Genomic DNA, 19,342 nt, shown 5'->3' with positions numbered 1-19,342 from the left:
GGGTCGGCGGCGATTTCATTTCGGCCAGATATTACTCCGGCATCGCCGACGAGCATCTGAACACCCACAAGAATGTCGGTGTCTCGTTTCGGCCACAGACATTCACGATTGACCGAAGCCTTCCTCCACTTCGTCATCCCAGGGCAAGCAAGGAGCGAAGCGACGCGCGCAGACCCTGGGATCCATATGTGGACGGCGCCCTGCCTGCAACGGTTGTCTTGCGTCGTTTTCGATCGCTTGCGTCCATATGTCCGGCCTTTGAGCGCGGTCCGTGCGGCCGCTGGCCAAGGTGGGGTTCGCGACGCCCGTTCCAATCATGCCAGCGGTTTCGTTGGCCAATGGATCCCTCGGCGTTTCGCGCGTCACGGATCGATCGATCACGTCCATCTTCCTTCCGTTGCAAGAGCTTGTGTTCGGTGTTCCTCCGTTGCGGCCTATCCGGGCATGTCAGCGCCGTGCTGAGCCGCGGTCAGGGCTGGCCGCAGGCCACCGCCGTAGGCGGCGCGAAGCGGCCTTGAGGGCGGCGAGGAGGCGTCAGGCTGCCCGGATGGGCCGCAACGGTACGGCTCGCCGGTGATCATCATCTTCCAGGCCATGCGGGCGGTCTTGTTGGCGAGCGCCACAGCCGCCAGCTTCGGCGGCTTGCGCGCAATCAACGCCGCCAGCCACGGCGAGGCCTTGGCGCGGCCGCGACGCACCTGCTGGATGTGGGCCGTCGCGCCCACCACCAGCGCCTGCCGCAGCATCTCGTCGCCGGCCCGCGTGATCACCCCCAGCCGGTTCTTGCCGGCGGTCGAATGGTTCTTCGGCGTCAGCCCCAGCCACGCCGCGAAGTCGCGTCCCGAGCCGAACGCTGTCGCATCAGTGACCTTGACGCCGAGCAGGCTCGCCACGACCGGCCCGACGCCGGGCATCGCAGCCAGTCGCTGTCCAGTCTCGTCCTTGCGGTGATGGGCCAACAGCTTCTTGTCGATTGCCGCGTATCGCGCGCACACCGCGCGGTATTCCTCGCCGAGCGTCTCAAACAGTTCCTTTGCCAGCGCCGGCACCGTCGCGTCGCCGGCAATGCGGGCCAGCAGTGGCTCGATGCGGGCAAGGCCTTGTGCGGCCACCAGGCCGAATTCGGCTGCGTAGCCGCGGATCGTGTTGGAAAGCTGCGTGCGCCGCCGCACCAGCTGCTCGCGCACCCCAAACAGCATCTGCGCCGCTTGCTGCTCGCCGCTCTTGACCCCAACAAAGCGTGTCCTGGGCCGGCTCATCGCCTCGCAGGTCGCCTCGGCGTCAGCCGCGTCATGCTTGCCGCGCCGCACATACGGCTTCACGTGCTGCGCCGCGATCAGCACCACCTCATGACCCAGCCCCGACAGCGTGCGCGCCCAGTAATGCGAGCCGCCGCACGCCTCCAACCCGATCCTCACTGGCGCAAGCTTGGCGAAGAACGGGACTACCGCCCGCCGTCGCAATTTACGCACCAGCACCGGACGCTCCGCAGCGTCGACACCATGCAGCTGAAAAACACTCTTGGACGTATCCATGCCAATACGGATAAGCTGTTCCACGGACGGCTCCCTTGTTTGAGATCTCAACGAACTCATTCTGGCACATCCGATGCCGTCGGGCGCCGTCCACCCCATCATGCCGTAACCTTAGCCGGCAGCGGAGCAGAATTCTGCACCGCAACAATGCTCTGAAGTCATGGCATGGATCCCGGGGTCTGCGCCGCGTCGCTTCGCTCCTTGCTCCGCCCCAGGATGACGAAGCGATGGGCGGTTCCGCCAATCGCCAAGGCATGCGTCCCTCAACGCAAGCGACCCGTCAAAACTTCTGCGCCGAGGAATAGCCCGCTCACTCATTACACTCGGCGGTCCAGCCTCGCGACCAGCCGGTCGCCGGCGCATTGGATGCCGCAGACCAGGATGATCATGACGATGACCAAGGCGACCATGACACTGGTCTCGAAGCGTTGGGAGCCGTAGCGGATGATGAGGTCGCCAAGCCCGCCGGCGCCGATAACCGGGCCGGGCTTCCGGCACCAGCACGAGACCCCTTCGCGCCAGCAGATGCAAACCGGGTCACTTTCCCGGCCCTCACTTTCCCGCTTGACTGACCCGCCGTACGGAATACGCTGATGGGGAAAATACCGGCTCCGACCGCCGGGCGGTAAAAATGCCTCGTATGCCTCGCCTTCCGCGGCGGCGGCTGCGGGGCATTGTTATTTTGGGGATCTGCTTGGGACGGCGTATCGAAATCGGCATCCTTTACTCGCGGTCGGGCAACTACCAACTGCTGTCCGAATCCTGCCGTTCGGGTGCGATGACGGCCATCGCCGATGTCAACGCCGATCCCGCCATCCCGATCGAATTCGTTCCGGTGGAGCGCGATCCTCAAGGCAACATCGACGGCTACGCGACGGGCTGCGCCGACATTCTCGCCAACAGCGGCGCGCGCCACATCATTGGCTGCATCACGTCATGGAGCCGCAAGGAGGTCATTCCGATCCTCGAGCGCGCCGGCGGCACGCTCTGGTACGCCTGCCCCTATGAGGGCTTCGAAGCGAACGAGCATGTCGTCTACATGCACGCTTGCCCGAACCAGCATCTCGTCCCGCTGCTGGCTCATGTCGTGCCGCGCTTCGGCGCTAATGGCTTCCTGCTCGGCTCCAACTATATCTGGGGCTGGGAGACCAACCGTGTCGCCCGCGACCTGATTGCCGACGCCGGCGGCAAGGTTTTGGGCGAGCGCTATCTGCCGCTCGGCGAGGCCGATGTCTCCAGGCTGATCGCCGAGATCCAGGCGACCCGGCCGGATTTCGTCCTGAACAACCTGATCGGCTCCTCGTCCTACGCCTTCATCGCTGCCTATGCCGAACTTGCCGCACGCGACCCGCACTTCAGCCCGGAGCGCTGCCCGATCCTGTCCTGCAATCTCACCGAATGCGAGTTGCCGGCGCTCAACGAGGCGGGCAATGGCCACCTTTCCGTCGGACCGTATTTTCACGACATCTCGGCTGCGGATCGCCAGGGCAATTCGGCGCCCTCCATCATGCCTGCCTCGTCCTTCGAGGCGGCGGCCTATGCCTCGGTGCGGACGCTTGCCGAAATCCTCGCTCGCAATCCCGGCGCACAATGGCCGGACCTTCCCCGGGCTTTTGCCGGAACCTCGTTTCGAACCCCGCTCGGCGACATCTCCATCGATCCACAAACCCAGCACGCCACCTTGCCGGTGCAGATCGGGCGCATCGAGGGGACCGCATTCAAGACCGTCACGGTGACCGAGGGTGTCGCGCCCGATCCTTATCTGTCCCGCTATGACCGGACCGAGACGTTCGGCCGCCCACGCTTGAGGGTGGTATCGTGAGCAAGGTCCCGCGCATCCCGAATCTCGGCGGCGCCAGGGCCTTTGTCCTGCATCGTCCGCATCCGACGGTGCAGGCGATCACGCGGCAACTGTCGGCAATCGGGCTCGAGACAGTCGGCTGCTGGCCGGAACTGCCGGCCGAGGCGCTCGCGGCGGATTTCGTCTTCTTCGATGCCGATCTCGGCTTCGACGAACAATTCCCCTGGGCGCCGGGTGAGGCGCCGATGCCGCTGGTCGCGCTGATCGGCTCCGAAGCGCCAGGCCGCATCGAGTGGGCGCTGTCGCACAAGGCCGACGCCCAGTTGCTGAAGCCGGTCGGCAATGCCGGCGTCTACAGCGCTCTTTTGATCGCGCGGCAGAGTTTCGACGCGCGAAAGCATTTGGCAAGCGAGATATCGTCGCTTCGCCTGCGCGTCGCGGAGCGCCAGACGATCGTGCGCGCGGTGGAGGCCTTGTCGAAAGGTGCTGAGGACGGCCGCGCCTATGCGCAACTGCGGTCGCTGGCGATGAGCTGGCAGATCAGCGTCGAGGAGGCCGCGCGCAGGATCGTGGCGATGACGGAAGAAGGCGGCGATGATCAATCCCATCGCGCCTGATCTCCCCGCAACCGGGCGCGTGCCGGCCAGGCCGCGCGCCGGCGTCTGGCGGCGTCTGGTCAAGCGTCCCCTGGCATTGATAGGCCTGGGGATCGTTGCCGTGGTCGTGGCCGGCGCCATCCTGGCGCCGTGGCTGACGGGCTACGATCCGAACGAGCAGATGTTCGACGGGCTGACGCTTGAGGGCGCGCCCTTGCCGCCGAACGCCACCTTCTGGCTGGGCACGGATCTGCTCGGTCGCGATCTGCTGACCCGCATCCTTTTCGGCGCGCGCACCTCGCTGATCATCGGCATCGTCGCCAACGGCGTGGCGCTTTTGATCGGTACGCTGGTTGGCGTCACCGCGGGCTATTTCCGCGGCTGGATCGGCAGCGCGCTGATGCGATTCACCGACCTGATGATGGCTTTTCCGGCGCTGCTGCTCGCCATCTGCCTGGCGGCGGTGCTCCAGCCGAGCCTTTGGATCGTCGCCATGGTGATCGCACTGGTGAACTGGGTTCAGACCGCGCGGGTCATCTACACCGAGACCAGCTCTTTGTCCGAGCGCGAGTTCATCGACGCCGAGCGCACCATCGGGGCTAGCGCGCCACGTATCCTGTTTCGCCATATCCTGCCGCATCTGCTGCCGACGATCATCGTCTGGGGGACGCTCGGCATCTCGACCACAGTGCTCCTGGAAGCGACGCTCAGCTATCTCGGCATCGGCGTGCAGCCGCCGACCGCATCCTGGGGCAACATCATTTTCGAAAACCAGACCTATTTCCAGGCAGCGCCCTGGCTGGTCTTCTTTCCGGGCGCGGCGATCCTGGCGCTGGCGCTGGCCTTCAACCTCATCGGCGATGCGCTGCGCGACATCCTCGACCCGACGCAAAGGGGTGGGGCATGATCGCCTATCTCGGCCGCCGCGTCATTCAGTCCGTGCTCATCCTGCTCGGCGTCTCGCTGATCACCTTTGCGCTGCTCTACCTGCTGCCCGCCGACCCCGTCCGCCAGATCGCGGGCCGCAGCGCCACACCCGAGACAGTCGAAAGCATCCGCCGGCAACTCGGCCTCGATCAGCCCTTCTTCATCCAGTACTGGCATTATCTGACGAGCCTGCTCAGCGGCGATCTCGGGCGCTCCTACATCCAGCGTTCCGAGGTCACGGAGCTTATCGTCTCGCGGCTGCCGGCAAGCCTGCTGCTGATGGTCGGCGCCATCCTTTGCGAGCTGGCGATTGGCCTGACGATGGGCCTGCTTGCCGCCGTCAGGCGCGGCACCGCCACCGACCAGACGCTGATGGTCGCGTCCTTTGTCGGCGTCTCGGCGCCGCAGTTCGTCGTCGGCCTGCTGCTCCTCTATGTATTCGCCGTGCGGCTCGGCTGGTTTCCGATCGGCGGCTACGGCACCTGGCGCCATTTGGTGCTGCCCTCGCTGACGATGGGGATCCTCGGCGCCGGCTGGTACGCCCGCATGATGCGCTCGTCGATGATCGACGTGCTGCGTCAGGACTATATGCGGACCGCGCGCGCCAAGGGCCTTGCGCGCGGCGCCATCATCTTCCGCCACGCGCTGCCCAACGCCATCCTGCCGGTCATCGCCATGATCGGCATCGACATCGGCATCTTCATGGGCGGAATCGTGGTGGTCGAGAGTGTGTTCGGCTGGCCCGGCATCGGCCAGCTTGCGTGGCAGGCCATCCAGCGCGTCGACATTCCGATCATCATGGGTGTGACCCTGGTTTCGGCCATCGCCATCGTGCTCGGCAATCTCCTGGCCGACACCGTCGCACCGTTCATCGACCCGCGCATCAAGCTCAGATGAAAGCAAAAAAAGACCGATAACAACCAGAGAAAGGGAACATGAGATGAAAAAAATCTTGACCTCCACCGTAGCGGTATCGGCGCTCGCGCTGATGCTCGGCATGACAAGCGTACGCGCCGAAGACGCCGTCGATCCGAACGCCAAGCAGGGCGGCGCGATCACCATCACCTACAAGGACGACGTCGCCACGCTCGATCCGGCCATCGGCTATGACTGGCAGAACTGGTCTATGATCAAGAGCCTGTTCGACGGGCTGATGGATTACGAGCCGGGCACCACCAATCTGCGGCCCGACCTTGCCGAGCGCTACGAGATCGCGCCCGACGGCAAGACCTTCACCTTCAAGCTGCGCCAAGGGGTGAAGTTCCACAATGGCCGTGAGATGACCGCCGATGATGTAAAATATTCGCTCGACCGCGTCACCAATCCGAAGACACAGAGCCCGGGCGCCGGCTTCTTCGGCTCCATCAAGGGCCATGACGATGTCGCTGCCGGCAAGACGGAAAGTTTGTCGGGCGTCACCGTCGTCGATCCCTACACGATCAAGTTCGAACTGACCCGGCCCGACGCCACCTTCCTGCATGTCATGGCCATCAACTTCTCGCATGTCGTGCCGAAGGAGGAGGTCGAGAAATACGGCGCGGACTTCGGCAAGCATCCGGTCGGCACCGGGGCTTTCAAGTTCGCCGAATGGACGCTCGGTCAGCGCGTCGTCTTTGAACGCAACCCGGATTACTGGCATAAGGGCCTGCCGTATCTCGACAGGATCAGCTTCGAGATCGGCCAGGAGCCGATCGTCGCCCTGCTACGGCTGCAGAAAGGCGAGATCGACATTCCCGGCGACGGCATTCCGCCGGCCAAGTTCCAGGAGGTGATGTCCGATCCCGAACAGAAGGCCCGTGTCGTCGAGGGCGGCCAGTTGCACACCGGCTACATCACCATGAACACCACCATGGCTCCCTTCGACAATGTGAAGGTGCGGCAAGCGGTCAACATGGCGATCAACAAGGACCGTATCGTTCAGTTGATCAACAACCGTGCGGTGCCGGCCAACCAGCCGCTGCCGCCGTCGATGCCCGGTTACGACAAGGAATTCAAGGGCTATCCCTATGACGTGGCCAAGGCCAAGGCTTTGCTTGCCGAGGCCGGTCATCCCGATGGTTTCGAAACGCAGCTGTTCGCCATGAACACCGATCCCAACCCGCGCATCGCCCAGGCGATCCAGCAGGATTTGGCGGCGGTCGGCATCAAGGCCGGCATCCAGTCGCTCGCGCAGGCCAACGTCATCGCCGCCGGCGGCGACAAGGCCGGCGCGCCGATGATCTGGTCCGGCGGCATGGCCTGGATCGCCGATTTCCCCGATCCGTCAAACTTCTACGGACCGATCCTCGGCTGCGCCGGCGCGGTTCCTGGCGGCTGGAACTGGTCGTGGTACTGCAACAAGGATCTCGACGCCAAGGCGGCGGAGGCCGACTCGATCGTCGATCCGGCCAAATCAGGCGAACGTGCCAAGATGTGGAGCGCGATCTACCGCAAGATCATGGAAGACGCGCCCTGGGTGCCGGTCTTCAACGAGCAGCGCTTCACCATGAAATCCCCCCGGATGGGCGGCGCCGACAATCTCTATGTCGACCCCGTCCATATCCCGATCAACTACGACTATGTGTATGTGACCGATGTGCAATAACTGCGACTACACCATCCACGGGCGCCATCATCATTTCGGCTGGGACAATTCCTTTGTCCCGACTGAGCGGGTGGCGCCCGGTTCGACGATCAAGTTCCAGTGCCTAGACTCGTCCGGAGGCCAGTTGACGCTGGACAGCACTGTGGACGACGTCGCTTTGCTCGACTTCGCCAAGGTGAACCCCGTCACCGGGCCCATCTATGTCGACGGGGCTGAGCCGGGCGACGCGCTGAAGATCACAGTTGAGGCGTTCAAGCCGTCGGGCTTCGGTTGGACGGCGAACATTCCGGGGTTCGGCCTGCTCGCCGACGACTTCCCGGAACCAGCGCTGAACATCTGGAAATACGACGCCGCCTCGCTCGAGCCGGCGCTGTTTGGCAGACAAGCTCGCGTGCCGCTGAAACCGTTTGCCGGCACCATCGGCAACGCGCCAGCCGAAATGGGCCTCCACTCGGTGGTGCCGCCAAGGCGCGTCGGCGGCAATCTCGACATCCGCGATCTCGCGGCCGGCACCACGCTCTATCTGCCGGTGGAGGTGGCGGGTGCGCTGTTTTCGGTCGGCGACACGCATGCCGCGCAGGGCGACGGCGAAGTGTGCGGCACGGCAATCGAAAGCCCGATGGATGTCGTGCTCAAGCTCGACCTGGTCAAGGATATCAGGCTGAAGATGCCGCGCTTCACCACGCCGGGTCCGGTGACGCGCCATCTCGACGCCAAGGGCTATGAGGTGACGACCGGCATCGGACCGGACCTGATGACCGGCGCCAGGGAAGCGGTCTCGCAGATGATCGACCTGCTTGCCGGCCGCTACGGAATGGACCCGGTGGACGCCTACATGCTGGTTTCGGTCTGCGGCGATCTCCGGATCAGCGAGATCGTCGACATGCCGAACTGGGTGGTGTCGTTCTACTTCCCGCTCTGCGTCTTCGAATGACGTCGGGTCGACGCCGCACCCCCCTCTGTCCTGCCGGACATCTCCCCCTCAAGGGGGGAGATCGGACTGCGCGCAGGATTTCGCCAACCCCCAGCTTTGCAATCAGCTTTGCAATGGGGAGAGCCGACCTTGGTAACGGCCAATCTCCCCCCTTGAGGGGGAGATGTCCGGCAGGACAGAGGGGGGCGCGACGGAATAAATCCCTCGCAGGGCTGCGCCTGCAATGACCAGCGAAACAAAACCTATCCTCGACATTGCCAACCTCTCCGTCAGTGTGCGTGGCGAGGATGGTGAGCGGGACGTTGTCTCCAATTTGTCGCTGACGCTTGCGCGCGGCGAGACGCTTTGCATTGCCGGTGAATCCGGTTCCGGCAAATCGATGACGGCACTGGCGATCATGCAGCTCTTGCCGCAGCCTGCCGCCCGCATATCGTCAGGCACGATCCGGCTTCGCGATATCGATCGGGGAGACATCGATCTGGCTGGGCTCGATGAGCGTCGGATGCGCCGCATTCGCGGCGACCGCATCGCGATGATCTTCCAGGAGCCGATGACCTCGCTCAATCCGGTGCTGTCGATCGGCCGGCAACTGGTCGAATCCATCGAGGCGCATACCAGTCTCTCCCGCACCGATGCGCGCCGGCGCGCCATCGAGGCGCTGAAGGCCGTCCGCATCTCGGAAGCCGAAAGCCGGCTAAAACAGTTTCCGCACGAACTGTCCGGCGGCATGCGCCAGCGCGTGATGATCGCCATGGCGCTGGCGCTGAAACCGGATGTGCTGATCGCCGACGAGCCGACGACGGCGCTCGACGTCACCGTGCAGGGCGAGGTGCTGGAATTGCTGCGCGATCTGCAGCGCGAGCATGGCACCAGCATCATCCTCATCACCCACGACATGGGCGTGGTCGCCGAAATGGCCGATCGTGTCGTCATCCTGCGGCACGGCCGCATGGTCGAGGAGGGAACAGCCGCCGACATTTTTGCTCGCCCGCAAGCCGACTACACACGCGAACTGCTCGCCGCCGTGCCGCGCATCGGAACCGGCGTCGGCCGCCAAAAATCCGCCGAACAAAAATTCGCCGAAGCGGAAATGCGCGGGAGTGTCGCTGTCGTCAACGGTCTGCATGTCCGCTTCGACCTGCGCGGCGGCTTCTTCGGCAGGGTGAACCGCCGTGTCCACGCCGTCGAAGGCGTCAGCTTTTCGATCGCGCCGCGCGAGACGCTGGCGCTGGTCGGCGAATCCGGCTGCGGCAAGTCGACCACCGCCAAGGCGTTGGCCGGGCTTGTCCCCTACCGCGGCGATGTCGTGATCGGCGGATGCAATCTGGCGGGTCTTGCCCGCGTCGAGCGCAAGGCGGTTCGCCGCGACGTGCAGATGATTTTCCAGGATCCCTATGCCTCGCTCGACCCGCGCATGCGCGTCGGCGACCTCGTTGCCGAGCCGCTGTTGATCCATGGCATCGCCTCCAAGGAAGAGCGCAGCCAGCGAGTGGCGGCGCTGTTCGAACGCGTCGGCCTCTCGGCCGATCAGATGGAGCTTTATCCGCACGAATTCTCGGGCGGCCAGCGCCAGCGCATCTGCATCGCCCGCGCTCTGGCGCTCAGGCCCAAGCTCATCATCGCCGACGAAAGCGTTTCGGCACTCGACGTGTCGGTGCAGGCCCGCGTGCTCGACCTGTTGAAGGAACTGCAGCGCGAATTCGGCATCGCCTATCTGTTCATCTCGCACGACATGGCGGTGGTCGAGAACATTTCCGACCGTGTCGCCGTCATGTACCTCGGCCAGATCGTCGAGATGGGCACTCGCGACCAGGTCTTTTCGAACCCGCGCCATCCCTACACGAAGCGGTTGATCGAGGCCGTGCCGGTGCCCGATCCGGCAAAGCGCCGGCCGCGTTTCGCACGTCTCGATCAGGAGATCCCGAGCCCGACTCGAAAAATCGGCGAAGAGCCGCCGAAACTGGCCCTTAGGGATGTGGGCAATGGTCATCTCGTTGCTGTTTCCTGACGCCGCTGTCGGCATTCTTGCGACGCTCAGAGCCACCGCCGCACCCGTTGCCTGTAGTCGCGATACCTATCGCCGAAACGCCGCTCGAGGTAGGCCTCCTCGCGGGCGACGACGCCGTAGCGGATCAGGATTGCAAGCGGCAGCGTGAGGACAAGGATCCAGATATTCTGCGCGGCCACGCCGATGCCGCCATAGATGAGGAACATGCCGAGGTAGATCGGATTGCGCGTCCAGCCGTGGATGCCGGTCGTCACCAGCACGCGCGTCGGCTCATTCGTCGGCACCGGCGTCTCCGCGCGCATGAAGTTGCGAATGCCCGCCGCGAAAAGCGCAAAACCGATCAGCATCAGCGAGCCGCCGATGATCCAGCTAACCAGCCCCGGACCGGGGAACGGCAAATGCAGCAGGCGATCCAGCACGAAGCCGATCAGGAAAGCAGCGAGAAAGAGCAGCGGCGGTCTCGCGACGACACCTGCCGTTCCGCTGTCGGTTTGCCCAGCCTGGTCCATTGCCATGTCTGCTCCCGCAGATGCCTAGGGGCCCGAAGCCCCATGCCGCCTAAAGATGACAACAAGGGTGTCATTCTAGAAGTTGACAACCGTGGTGTCAATCGCAGAAATTGGCACGAAAAAGGGGAAAGAAGGCGATGGCGTCGGCACGACACCGAACTGACCGAACGACGGGGACGGACCCCATCGCTGACGGCAAGGCCGAGGCGATCACCGAGCTGATGCTCGAAGTGGCCCAGTGCTTCTTCCGGATACGGGCTCTCGGCCAGAAGACCGGGCTCATCACCAGTTGGGGCGGCGGTGCGTTCGGCTTCATGCGCAGCCTGGCGCTGCTTGGTCCGCTCACCGTGCCGCAGATCGCCCAGATGCGGCCCACCAGCCGTCAGCGGATGCAGCGGCTGGCGGATGAGCTTGCGGCCGAGGGGCTGGTCGAATTCATCGACAATCCAAAGCACCGGCGCTCGAAGCTTGTGCAGCTGACGCGCAAAGGCGCCGCGCGCCACAGTGAGTTGAACGCCCGGCTCTTGGCGATCGCCTCGACCATGGGCGTCGCTCTCGACGAAGCCGACATCCGCAAGACCGCCGGGATCGTACGGCAGCTGAGCGACGATGTGAAAGTGCGCTCGGAGCGGCTGGGCTGACGCAAAGGCTGCGAGGGCGCCATTGAAGCAATCCCCGATGCTTGAGCGATGAGCTCGCCGGCCGTTTTGCCACTTCCGACCGCCCCGCCGGCGAACGATTGCCAACCGGAACCTCTGCGGAGCTGAGGCGTTCGAACCGCTGGAGTTGAGCTGCGCCACCGCAAAAGAGTACTGCAATGGCTCAGAAGATAACCACAGGCACGAACGACTGGCCGCGTAACGAAATCATAGGCCATTCCGGCGAACCTGATGATAGCAGCACGCCGCTTGAAGTCGACGAGGCCGCCGCCCGGGTGAAAAGGCAGCTGCAAGGCAAACCCGAGCAATTTGGCGAAGCCAATCCCGACGCGGCAGGCATTCCCGGCGCCGGCGTGATTATCTGCCACCGCTGCGCCGGGACAGGCATGATCGACGGCCGCACCTGCCCCGAATGCGGCGGAACCGGAAAGACGCCGATAGGCTGAGGCGGTCAGGACAGCGATCACGCTTCGCGAAAACCTCGATCACCGAAGCGCCAATGGGCCGATGGCAATCGTGCGGATCAGATCGCCGGCACCCATTTCCAGAACACGCCCTCCATCCGTTCGGGATAATGCTTGAACTCGCATTCGAAGCGCCAACCGTAAGCCTTGGCGGCTGCCAGCGCCTCCTTGCTGACCGGGTTCATGCCCGTTCCGGGCGCGAACCAGTCTTCCAGCAAGTCGTCCGGTATGTAGGCGCCGATCCTCAAGGGCAGCTTTTCGAGGACGACATCCATTTCCTCCGGTGCGGGCAACGGTCTCTCCCTTCGAGATCTATCCCCAAACAAGTCATTTGAGGCGGATGGGTTCCCGGCAGAGCTGAGGTGAAGGTGACTGTGACGGGCGGAACTGGATCCGACTTTACGAGATATGGCTGAAATGGGAGGAGTGCCGGATCGCGGGGTTGGCGCACATGATTCGAACCTCTGCGGGCTCGGGTGTGGATGATCTTGCGCACGGGTGCCTCGCTCATGACCGAGCCGTTCATAACAGAAACGGAACGAACGAAGAACCCCGGAGTGAAGGCGTACGTCCGCGAAACTGTGAAGGCGAGTAACGGGCGTTGCGACGTCTCGATGCTCCTTGGCAGTCAGGCGCTCTGAAATAGTAGACTCGCCATTTGCCCTAGAACCCTTGATGATGGCTGTTGAGGTTCGCCTGCTCGCAGCTAATAGTGAAATGGGTAGGCGATTCGCAGGGGGCTGTCGTGGTTAGTTCAGGAATCCATTCATTAATTGCTGTCGAGGATATCGAGCTCGACAGGTCCAACCCTAGAATTCGCAAGTTCCTCGAGATGTACGGTGATCAACCAACGCCGGAGCAAATCTTCTTGGCGCTGGGCGCAGGCAATGACGACGATGTTGGCAGCTCGACTAGTACGACCTTTGAAAAGCTGAAGCAGTCGATTATCACCAACGGCGGCATCATACAGCCGATCATCCTAAACCGGCGAGCGGATGGCTCGCTCATATGTGTCGAGGGCAATACCCGGGTCGCGCTATATAAGCATTTTCTCAAGACTGGCGTGAAAGGGACCTGGACTGACATTCCGGCTCTGGTTCACAACGAGATCGATGATGCTTCCGTGCACGCGATCCGACTGCAAATTCATTTGGTCGGCACTCGACCCTGGGATCCATATTCGAAAGCAAAGTACCTGTACGAACTTCGCACCCAGGAGCATCTGCCATTCGCTACGATCGTTGACTACTGTGGCGGTCGACAAACCGAGGTCGTCGAACACATCAATGCTTATGCCGACATGGAGGAGCACTACCGACCAGTCGTCGGCGACGATGGGTCGTTCGATACAACACGCTTTAGCGGCTTCATCGAGTTGCAGAAGCCGGGAATCAAGCAAGCGGTCACCGCAGCCGGCTTTACGCTGAGCGATTTCGCTCGCTGGATTCACGATGGAAAGCTGTACCCGTTGCAGAAGGTTCGGGTGCTGCCAAGAATCCTGCGTCACGAAAAGGCCCGCGACGTGTTTCTAAAGCAGGGTGCCCGCAAAGCTGAGGCGCTGCTGGAGAAACCCGATCTCAATAGTAAGCGCGTAGGCGTCCCCACGTAGCGTGCAGGCGGTTGATCGCTCATTTTCAGCATGAATCATGCGGAGAATCCTATGAGCGACAGTATGAGCCATCATCGAACATTCGAGATTTTGACGGCGGAGCCTGTGCCGTCCCGACGCAAGCCGCGCCATCGGTCGGACGAAGAGAAGGCACGGCTTGTCGCCGAAGCGTTCTCGCCAGGGGGCAATGTCTCGGCGGTTGCGCGTTCCGAGGGGCTGGACCCCTCGCAGCTCTATGCGTGGCGCCGCAAGGCGCTTTCGTCGGGCATGGTTGCGCCACTGACGGAGGGAGCGAGCAAGCCGGCGAAGTTCACGCGCTTTGAAGCGGTGGGCAGCGACACGGTGGAAATCGTCATTGGCGACGCAGTGGTGCGCGCCGGCGGCGATGTCGATCCCGATCGCCTGGCGAGGATCATCCGCGCGGTTCGTAAGGCATGATCGCTTCCGGTGTGGTGGTTTACGTGTCGTGCCAGCCGGTCGACTTCCGCAAGGGCGCGGCATCTTTGATGGCGCTGGTCAGGGATGGCGGCCTGGACCCATTCTCGGGGGCACTTCACGTATTCCGTTCGAAGCGTGCGGACCGGGTTCGCATCGTGTGGTGGGACGGCAGCGGGGTTTGTCTTTATTCGAAGACTCTGGAAGATCACAGCTTCTGCTGGCCGGGGATATCGGCCGCGCGCATGCGTCTCGACCACGCCCAGTTGATGGCGCTTCTGGCCGGACTGGACTGGAAAAAGATTCGTCCGGCCAGGGTCAGGCGGCCGTTATCGACGGGCTGAAACCGGCCTGCGGCAAGATGAATCATGCGGCTGGAACGGTTGGGAAAGCGGCTGTTTTTGTGCTCTGTTGCTTGCCATGGTTCTACCGGGTCTTGCCCTTCCCGACGACGTTGATGCGCTGAAGGCGATGATCCTTTCCATGGCTCGCGAGCAGGCTGCAAGCGAGGCCCGGATCGCAGTCGCCGACGCTCGGATCGCAGCATCTGAGGCGGAGGTCGCCCGGCTGAAAGCTGTCGAGAAAAGCGCCAGCGAGCGGATCGCCAATCTCACGTCAATCCTGAAAGTTTTACAGCGCACGCAACATGGCACGCGTTCCGAGCGGCTACGCCTGGCCATCGACGACGAGCAGGCCTCCTTTGCCTTCGAAGAGGTCGAGACCGGCCTTTCGGAAATCCGGAGCGAACTCGACCGCGCGGTCGGGAACAAGCCGAAGCGCGCCCCGCGTCCGCGCAAGGGCTTTGCTGCCCACCTCGAACGCATCGAGGAGGTCGTCGAGCCGGAAATCCCGGCCGACTGCGAGGGGCTTGAAAAGGTTCTGATCGGCGAGGATCGATCCGAGCGGCTGGACGTCGTGCCGCCGAAGTTCCAGGTCATCGTCACGCGCCGTCCCAAATACGCCTTCCGGGGCCGTGACGGCGTGGTCCAGGCTCTGGCGCCGGCGCACATCATCGAAAGCGGGCTGCCGACGGAGCGGCTGCTCGCCTATATCGCCGTCTCCAAATACGCCGACGGCCTCCCGCTTTATCGGCAGGAGGCGATCTATCTGCGCGACGGCGTCGAGATCAGCCGGTCGTTGATGGCGCAGTGGATGGGGCATCTGGGCTTCGAGCTGCAGATGCTTGCTGATTACATACTGGAGCGCATCAAGGAGGGCGAAAGGGTCTTCGCCGACGAGACGACCTTGCCCACCCTTGCCCCTGGTTCCGGGAAAACCACGAAAGCCTGGTTGTGGGCCTACGCACGGGATGACCGACCCTATGGCGGAACCAGTCCGCCAATGGTTGCCTATCGTTTTGAAGACAGCAGAGGTGCGGATTGCGTGGCGCGCCACCTCGCCGGATTCAGCGGTATCCTGCAAGTGGATGGCTACTCGGCCTATACCAACCTGGTCAAGGCACGGGCCAAAGCCGGCAGCAATGAAACAATCCGGCTCGCCGGGTGCTGGGCTCACCTGCGGCGCAAATTCTACGACCTGCACATCAGCGGGGTCTCGCAGGCCGCGACGGATTCGATCATCGCCATGACCGAATTGTGGAAGGTCGAGGACGAGGTCCGCGGCAAGGATGCCGGAAGCCGCGCCGCGCTACGTCAGGAAAAGTCCGTGGCCATTGTCGCGAGCCTCTTCGATCTATGGGAAGCGGAACTGGGCAAGGTCTCCGGAAAATCCAAGACCGCCGAGGCGATCCGCTACGCGCTCACCCGGCGGGAGGCGCTGGAACGCTTTCTGATGGACGGTCGCATCGAAATCGACTCCAATATCGTCGAGCGTGCAATCAGGCCCCAGACGATCACGCGAAAGAATAGTCTATTCGCCGGCAGCCACGGCGGTGGACGAACCTGGGCGACGGTAGCCACCTTGCTGCAAACCTGCAAAATGAACAGCGTCGATCCGCTCGACTGGCTCTCGCAGACCTTGACCCGCATCGCTCAAGGCTGGCCGGCATCCGAAATCGAAATGCTCATGCCTTGGAACTTTAGGCCTGACGTTATCGGCTGACCGCTTACTCTCAATAAGACGCTTCAGGAAGCTGAGATCGGCCAGATCGCACGGGCATTGATTACGCGCATTGCTGCACTGACCTGGTCGGAAAGTCAGCGGCTGAGTGCCGACCCAGGTTGCGATACAGCGCAAGCACTGATCGAAGCGCAGGGCGAACTTGCCCGCCTGAACAAGTCGCTCGGTTTGGTGAGTTGACGATGCCGGAATCGGTGACGCACGCGCGTCTGGTACGCGCGATCCTGGACTTTATTGATAGTGATTTCCGCGCATTGACCGATATTGCAATTCGCGATGACTCGAATGCGCCTGTCCGCGACGAGCGGCCGCCGGCTGTTGGCGGGTTTGTGCCCGACGTGTATGCGACAGACGTGCCAACCACAGTGACTCTGATCGGTGAGGCCAAAACGAAGCGTGACCTGGAAGCAATCCACTCACAGGAACAGATCACTGCGTTTCTTGAATATTTGAAGGTCACGGCAGGCGGAGTTTTTATTCTGAGTGTTCCGTTGACTGCGGGTGCAACGGCTCGGCGGATCGTAACGGAGACCACCCAACGGCTCGGCGGAGCACCAACGCGGCTGGTTGTTCTGGATGGGCTGGGATGATGATGGCAGCTTGCAGTGAATTTCCATGCTGAAAGTTCAGCGGGCTGCCAACTTGAGCGCGAAGCGGGATGCGTTCCCGCATCAACTCGAGGCTCTCGAGGCCATCAAAGATCTCACATACGCTGCCGTGTTCCATGAGCAAGGGCTGGGCAAGACCAAGATCGGACTAGATTTAGCACTCTCGTGGTTGGCGAGAGATGTCGCCGACTCGGCCATGATTGTCACAAAGAAGGGGTTGATTGAAAACTGGCGTGGCGAGATTGCCTCCCACAGCCACCTAACACCGCGCATCATCGGGCAAGACCGAATCGCCAATTTCTACGCCTTCAATAGCCCTGCACGGCTTTATCTGACCCACTACGAAGCGGTAGTGTCCGAACGAAGTCGACTTGACCTGTTTCTGAAGACCCGTCGGGTTGCTGTAGTTCTCGACGAGGCGCACAAGATCAAGAATCCCGAAGCTGAAATCGCGCAGGCGCTCCTCGGGCTCGCCGATGGCTTCGTTCGGCGAGTTATCATGACGGGCACCCCAGTCGCCAACCGGCCCTTTGATTTGTGGTCGCAAGTCCACTTTCTCGATGGCGGCAAGTCGCTCGGTGATGACTTCCCGAGCTTCCGCAGACAGCTCGATCTGGCGAACGACCTTGGCCGGGACGAGGAGCGGGCATCCCACTTCGCTGATGCGTTGGAAGAACTATTCGAGCGTATCCGAACCTTTTCGGTTCGTGAGACGAAGAAGTCTTCGGGACTCAAATTGCCCGACAAGACGATAAGCAACATCGAAGTCGCGCTTGAGCCACGCCAAGCCGAGATCTATGCCCAGTTCCGCGACGAACTGGCGGCCGTAGTCGTCCGAGGCGGCCAAGCCATACTCGATGACGCTGAAGGGCTTCTGAAGCGGCTTCTCCGTCTCGTGCAAGTCGCATCGAATCCGGCAATGGTTGATCAAGCCTATCGGGCTATGCCTGGAAAGTTGCCGGCTCTGGAGTCGCTTCTTCATGAGATCGTAGATTCTGGTGAGAAGGCGATCGTGTGGACGTCGTTCACAGACAACGCGGATATGCTCGCCTTTCACTTTGAAAATTTGGGTGTGGCCGTGGTTCACGGCGGCCTGTCGATGGCGAAACGCGAAGCGGCGCTGACCGCCTTTAAGACTGACCCTGAATGTCGGGTGCTGGTGGCGACGCCGGGCGCCGCAAAAGAGGGGCTGACGCTGACAGTCGCCAATCATGCCATCTTCTACGATCGGACCTTCAGCCTCGACGATTACCTTCAGGCACAGGATCGCATCCATCGCATCTCCCAGGAACGCGTATGCCACGTCCGCAATCTCATTGCGACGAACACCGTCGACGTTTGGGTGGACGCGCTGCTAACTGCCAAGCATCTTGCCGCTCAACTGGGTCAAGGTGATATAAACCGGACTGAATATGACGCACGTGCTGACTACCGCTTTGGCGAGATGGTTCGTGATGTGCTGCGCCTCGATGGGGATGGAGGGCAATGACAGCCACGAAAGCAACCAACGCCGCTTCAGACAACGTGGAGACACTTCTGATCCGTGGCGTGGAGGTGCCCGCCACCACCACCGTAATCGAGCAATCGCAGCTGCGGTTCTTCGCTGACAATCCGCGCGTTTACTCGATCCTGCGAATGGATGGTGGCGAGCCCAGCCAAGCCGACATCGAGCGAAAGCTTTTGGAAATGGATCACGTCAAGGCTTTGATCCAAGACATCAAGCGCGACGGCGGGCTAACTGACCCCGTGGTGGTCCGCGCCGGCAAACTCGAAGTCCTTGAGGGCAACAGCCGGCTTGCGGCCTATCGTGCACTTGCGCGCATCGATCCAGTCAAATGGGGTCGGATGAAATGTCGTCTGCTTCCAGGTGACCTTGAGGAAGGTCTGATCTTCGCGCTGCTTGGCCAGTACCACATCAAGGGCAAGAAGGATTGGGCGCCGTTTGAGCAGGCAGGCTTCCTGTACCGGAGACATAAGGCGCACGACGTCGATCCGGCCGAATTGGCGCTTGAGATAGGTCTTTCGAGGCGCAAGGTCGAGCACTTCATCGCGACCTATCAATTCATGCTCGACCATGGCGAAGTGGATACGGCGCGGTGGAGCTATTACGATGAATATCTAAAATCTTCGACGATCCGGAAGGCAAGGCTGAAGGTGAGCGGCTTTGATGCTCTCGTCGTTGAGAAAATCAAATCTGGTGAGATTGCGCGTGCCGTTGATGTGCGTGATCGTCTGCCGGTCATCTGCGGCGCGCCTAAAGCGCTCCAGAAATTTGGCAGCGGATCGTATGATTTCGACGACGCACACGAGCAGGCAGTCGAAGCCGGCGCCGACAGCACTCCCTATAAGAAGCTCGCGAAGTTCAGACAGTGGCTCGCAAAGCCCGACGTGGAGGCGGCGCTCGGTCGCGCGCAGGGCGAAACGCGCAAGAAAATTGTGTTCGAGTTCGACAAGCTGGCAGGTCGGGTTGACGTCATCCGCTCCAAACTCAAACCCAAGAACTGACAGCGACTGCAGAAGATTGTGACTGGCTTGCGCTGAAGCGCGTTGACCTGCACTCATATGCTCGCCAAAGTGCAGTCTGAAGCTGCACT

20 protein-coding genes and 1 pseudogene are annotated in these 19,342 nt (G+C 62.2%); 16 read left to right on the top strand and 5 right to left on the bottom strand.

Annotated features, from left to right (window positions below; genetic code table 11):
- Positions 1-102: 102 nt before the first annotated feature.
- The 3 genes and pseudogenes from JG739_RS02785 to JG739_RS02775 form a co-directional block, all read right to left on the bottom strand.
- Entirely contained in the window at positions 103-387 is a 285-nt protein-coding gene (locus JG739_RS02785; protein WP_202365144.1) for a hypothetical protein, read from the bottom strand.
- Between the two features lie 47 nt (positions 388-434).
- Positions 435-1,559 (bottom strand): IS110 family transposase, encoded by a 1,125-nt coding sequence (locus JG739_RS02780; protein ID WP_446720531.1) that lies wholly within the window; start codon positions 1,557-1,559, stop codon positions 435-437.
- 293 nt (positions 1,560-1,852) lie between these two features.
- Positions 1,853-2,011, bottom strand: a pseudogene (locus JG739_RS02775) (ABC transporter permease); the annotation flags it as partial.
- 218 nt (positions 2,012-2,229) lie between these two features.
- Here JG739_RS02775 and JG739_RS02770 point away from each other — a divergent pair.
- The 7 genes from JG739_RS02770 (at position 2,230) to JG739_RS02740 (ending at position 10,385) form a co-directional block, all read left to right on the top strand.
- Positions 2,230-3,357, top strand: a complete 1,128-nt coding sequence (locus JG739_RS02770) for a transporter substrate-binding protein (protein WP_202365143.1) — start codon at positions 2,230-2,232, stop codon at positions 3,355-3,357.
- Positions 3,354-3,953: an ANTAR domain-containing response regulator gene (locus tag JG739_RS02765; RefSeq protein WP_202365142.1), complete on the top strand. Its 600-nt coding sequence runs from the start codon at positions 3,354-3,356 to the stop codon at positions 3,951-3,953. The genes JG739_RS02770 and JG739_RS02765 overlap by 4 nt, the downstream gene beginning before the upstream one ends.
- Positions 3,931-4,839 carry an ABC transporter permease gene (locus JG739_RS02760; protein WP_244749672.1) on the top strand — a complete coding sequence of 303 codons (909 nt, stop codon included), beginning with the start codon at positions 3,931-3,933 and terminating at the stop codon, positions 4,837-4,839. Before JG739_RS02765 ends, JG739_RS02760 begins: the two co-directional genes overlap by 23 nt.
- On the top strand, positions 4,836-5,756 hold the full coding sequence (locus JG739_RS02755) for an ABC transporter permease (RefSeq protein ID WP_202365141.1): 921 nt from the start codon (positions 4,836-4,838) through the stop codon (positions 5,754-5,756). The genes JG739_RS02760 and JG739_RS02755 overlap by 4 nt, the downstream gene beginning before the upstream one ends.
- Before the next feature lie 91 nt (positions 5,757-5,847).
- Entirely contained in the window at positions 5,848-7,443 is a 1,596-nt protein-coding gene (locus JG739_RS02750; protein ID WP_446720557.1) for an ABC transporter substrate-binding protein, read from the top strand.
- A complete protein-coding gene (locus JG739_RS02745) occupies positions 7,433-8,377 on the top strand; it encodes an acetamidase/formamidase family protein (protein WP_202365139.1) in 945 nt (314 codons plus the stop codon). Before JG739_RS02750 ends, JG739_RS02745 begins: the two co-directional genes overlap by 11 nt.
- A 223-nt stretch (positions 8,378-8,600) precedes the next feature.
- Complete coding sequence (locus tag JG739_RS02740; protein WP_202365138.1) at positions 8,601-10,385, top strand: ABC transporter ATP-binding protein; 1,785 nt, start codon at positions 8,601-8,603, stop codon at positions 10,383-10,385.
- A gap of 26 nt (positions 10,386-10,411) precedes the next feature.
- Here JG739_RS02740 and JG739_RS02735 read toward each other — a convergent pair whose 3' ends face one another.
- Positions 10,412-10,900, bottom strand: coding sequence for a methyltransferase family protein (locus JG739_RS02735; RefSeq protein ID WP_202365137.1), 489 nt, complete (start codon positions 10,898-10,900; stop codon positions 10,412-10,414).
- Between the two features lie 131 nt (positions 10,901-11,031).
- Here JG739_RS02735 and JG739_RS02730 point away from each other — a divergent pair, with 131 nt between their 5' ends.
- Entirely contained in the window at positions 11,032-11,535 is a 504-nt protein-coding gene (locus tag JG739_RS02730; protein WP_202365136.1) for a MarR family winged helix-turn-helix transcriptional regulator, read from the top strand.
- Between the two features lie 176 nt (positions 11,536-11,711).
- Positions 11,712-11,999 (top strand): hypothetical protein, encoded by a 288-nt coding sequence (locus JG739_RS02725; protein ID WP_202367729.1) that lies wholly within the window; start codon positions 11,712-11,714, stop codon positions 11,997-11,999.
- 77 nt (positions 12,000-12,076) lie between these two features.
- Here the strand turns inward: JG739_RS02725 and JG739_RS02720 are convergent, their stop codons facing one another.
- Entirely contained in the window at positions 12,077-12,310 is a 234-nt protein-coding gene (locus JG739_RS02720; protein ID WP_202365135.1) for a hypothetical protein, read from the bottom strand.
- Positions 12,311-12,762: 452 nt separating this feature from the next.
- On the opposite strand from JG739_RS02720, the gene JG739_RS02715 reads away from it, so the two are divergent.
- The 7 genes from JG739_RS02715 to JG739_RS02685 all read left to right on the top strand — a co-directional run bounded on the left by JG739_RS02715 (position 12,763) and on the right by JG739_RS02685 (position 19,253).
- Positions 12,763-13,626, top strand: a complete 864-nt coding sequence (locus JG739_RS02715; protein WP_244749671.1) for a hypothetical protein — start codon at positions 12,763-12,765, stop codon at positions 13,624-13,626.
- A gap of 51 nt (positions 13,627-13,677) precedes the next feature.
- On the top strand, positions 13,678-14,064 hold the full coding sequence (locus tag JG739_RS02710; protein ID WP_183445375.1) for a transposase: 387 nt from the start codon (positions 13,678-13,680) through the stop codon (positions 14,062-14,064).
- Positions 14,061-14,405 carry an IS66 family insertion sequence element accessory protein TnpB gene (gene tnpB, locus JG739_RS02705; RefSeq protein WP_183445374.1) on the top strand — a complete coding sequence of 115 codons (345 nt, stop codon included), beginning with the start codon at positions 14,061-14,063 and terminating at the stop codon, positions 14,403-14,405. The genes JG739_RS02710 and tnpB overlap by 4 nt, the downstream gene beginning before the upstream one ends.
- A gap of 76 nt (positions 14,406-14,481) precedes the next feature.
- The gene (tnpC, locus tag JG739_RS02700; protein WP_183445373.1) at positions 14,482-16,122 is read left to right on the top strand and encodes an IS66 family transposase; all 1,641 of its coding nucleotides are present in this window, start codon (positions 14,482-14,484) and stop codon (positions 16,120-16,122) included.
- 200 nt (positions 16,123-16,322) lie between these two features.
- Positions 16,323-16,730 (top strand): hypothetical protein, encoded by a 408-nt coding sequence (locus JG739_RS02695; protein WP_202365134.1) that lies wholly within the window; start codon positions 16,323-16,325, stop codon positions 16,728-16,730.
- Between the two features lie 25 nt (positions 16,731-16,755).
- Positions 16,756-18,237 carry a DEAD/DEAH box helicase gene (locus tag JG739_RS02690; protein ID WP_202365133.1) on the top strand — a complete coding sequence of 494 codons (1,482 nt, stop codon included), beginning with the start codon at positions 16,756-16,758 and terminating at the stop codon, positions 18,235-18,237.
- The gene (locus JG739_RS02685) at positions 18,234-19,253 is read left to right on the top strand and encodes a ParB N-terminal domain-containing protein (protein ID WP_202365132.1); all 1,020 of its coding nucleotides are present in this window, start codon (positions 18,234-18,236) and stop codon (positions 19,251-19,253) included. The genes JG739_RS02690 and JG739_RS02685 overlap by 4 nt, the downstream gene beginning before the upstream one ends.
- Positions 19,254-19,342 lie beyond the last annotated feature (89 nt).

Source organism: Mesorhizobium sp. L-2-11 (assembly GCF_016756595.1).
In the GTDB taxonomy this organism is placed as follows: Bacteria; Pseudomonadota; Alphaproteobacteria; order Rhizobiales; family Rhizobiaceae; genus Mesorhizobium.
The sequence above is the reverse complement of the archived record's forward strand: the minus strand, read 5'-3'. Positions and strand labels throughout refer to the sequence as shown.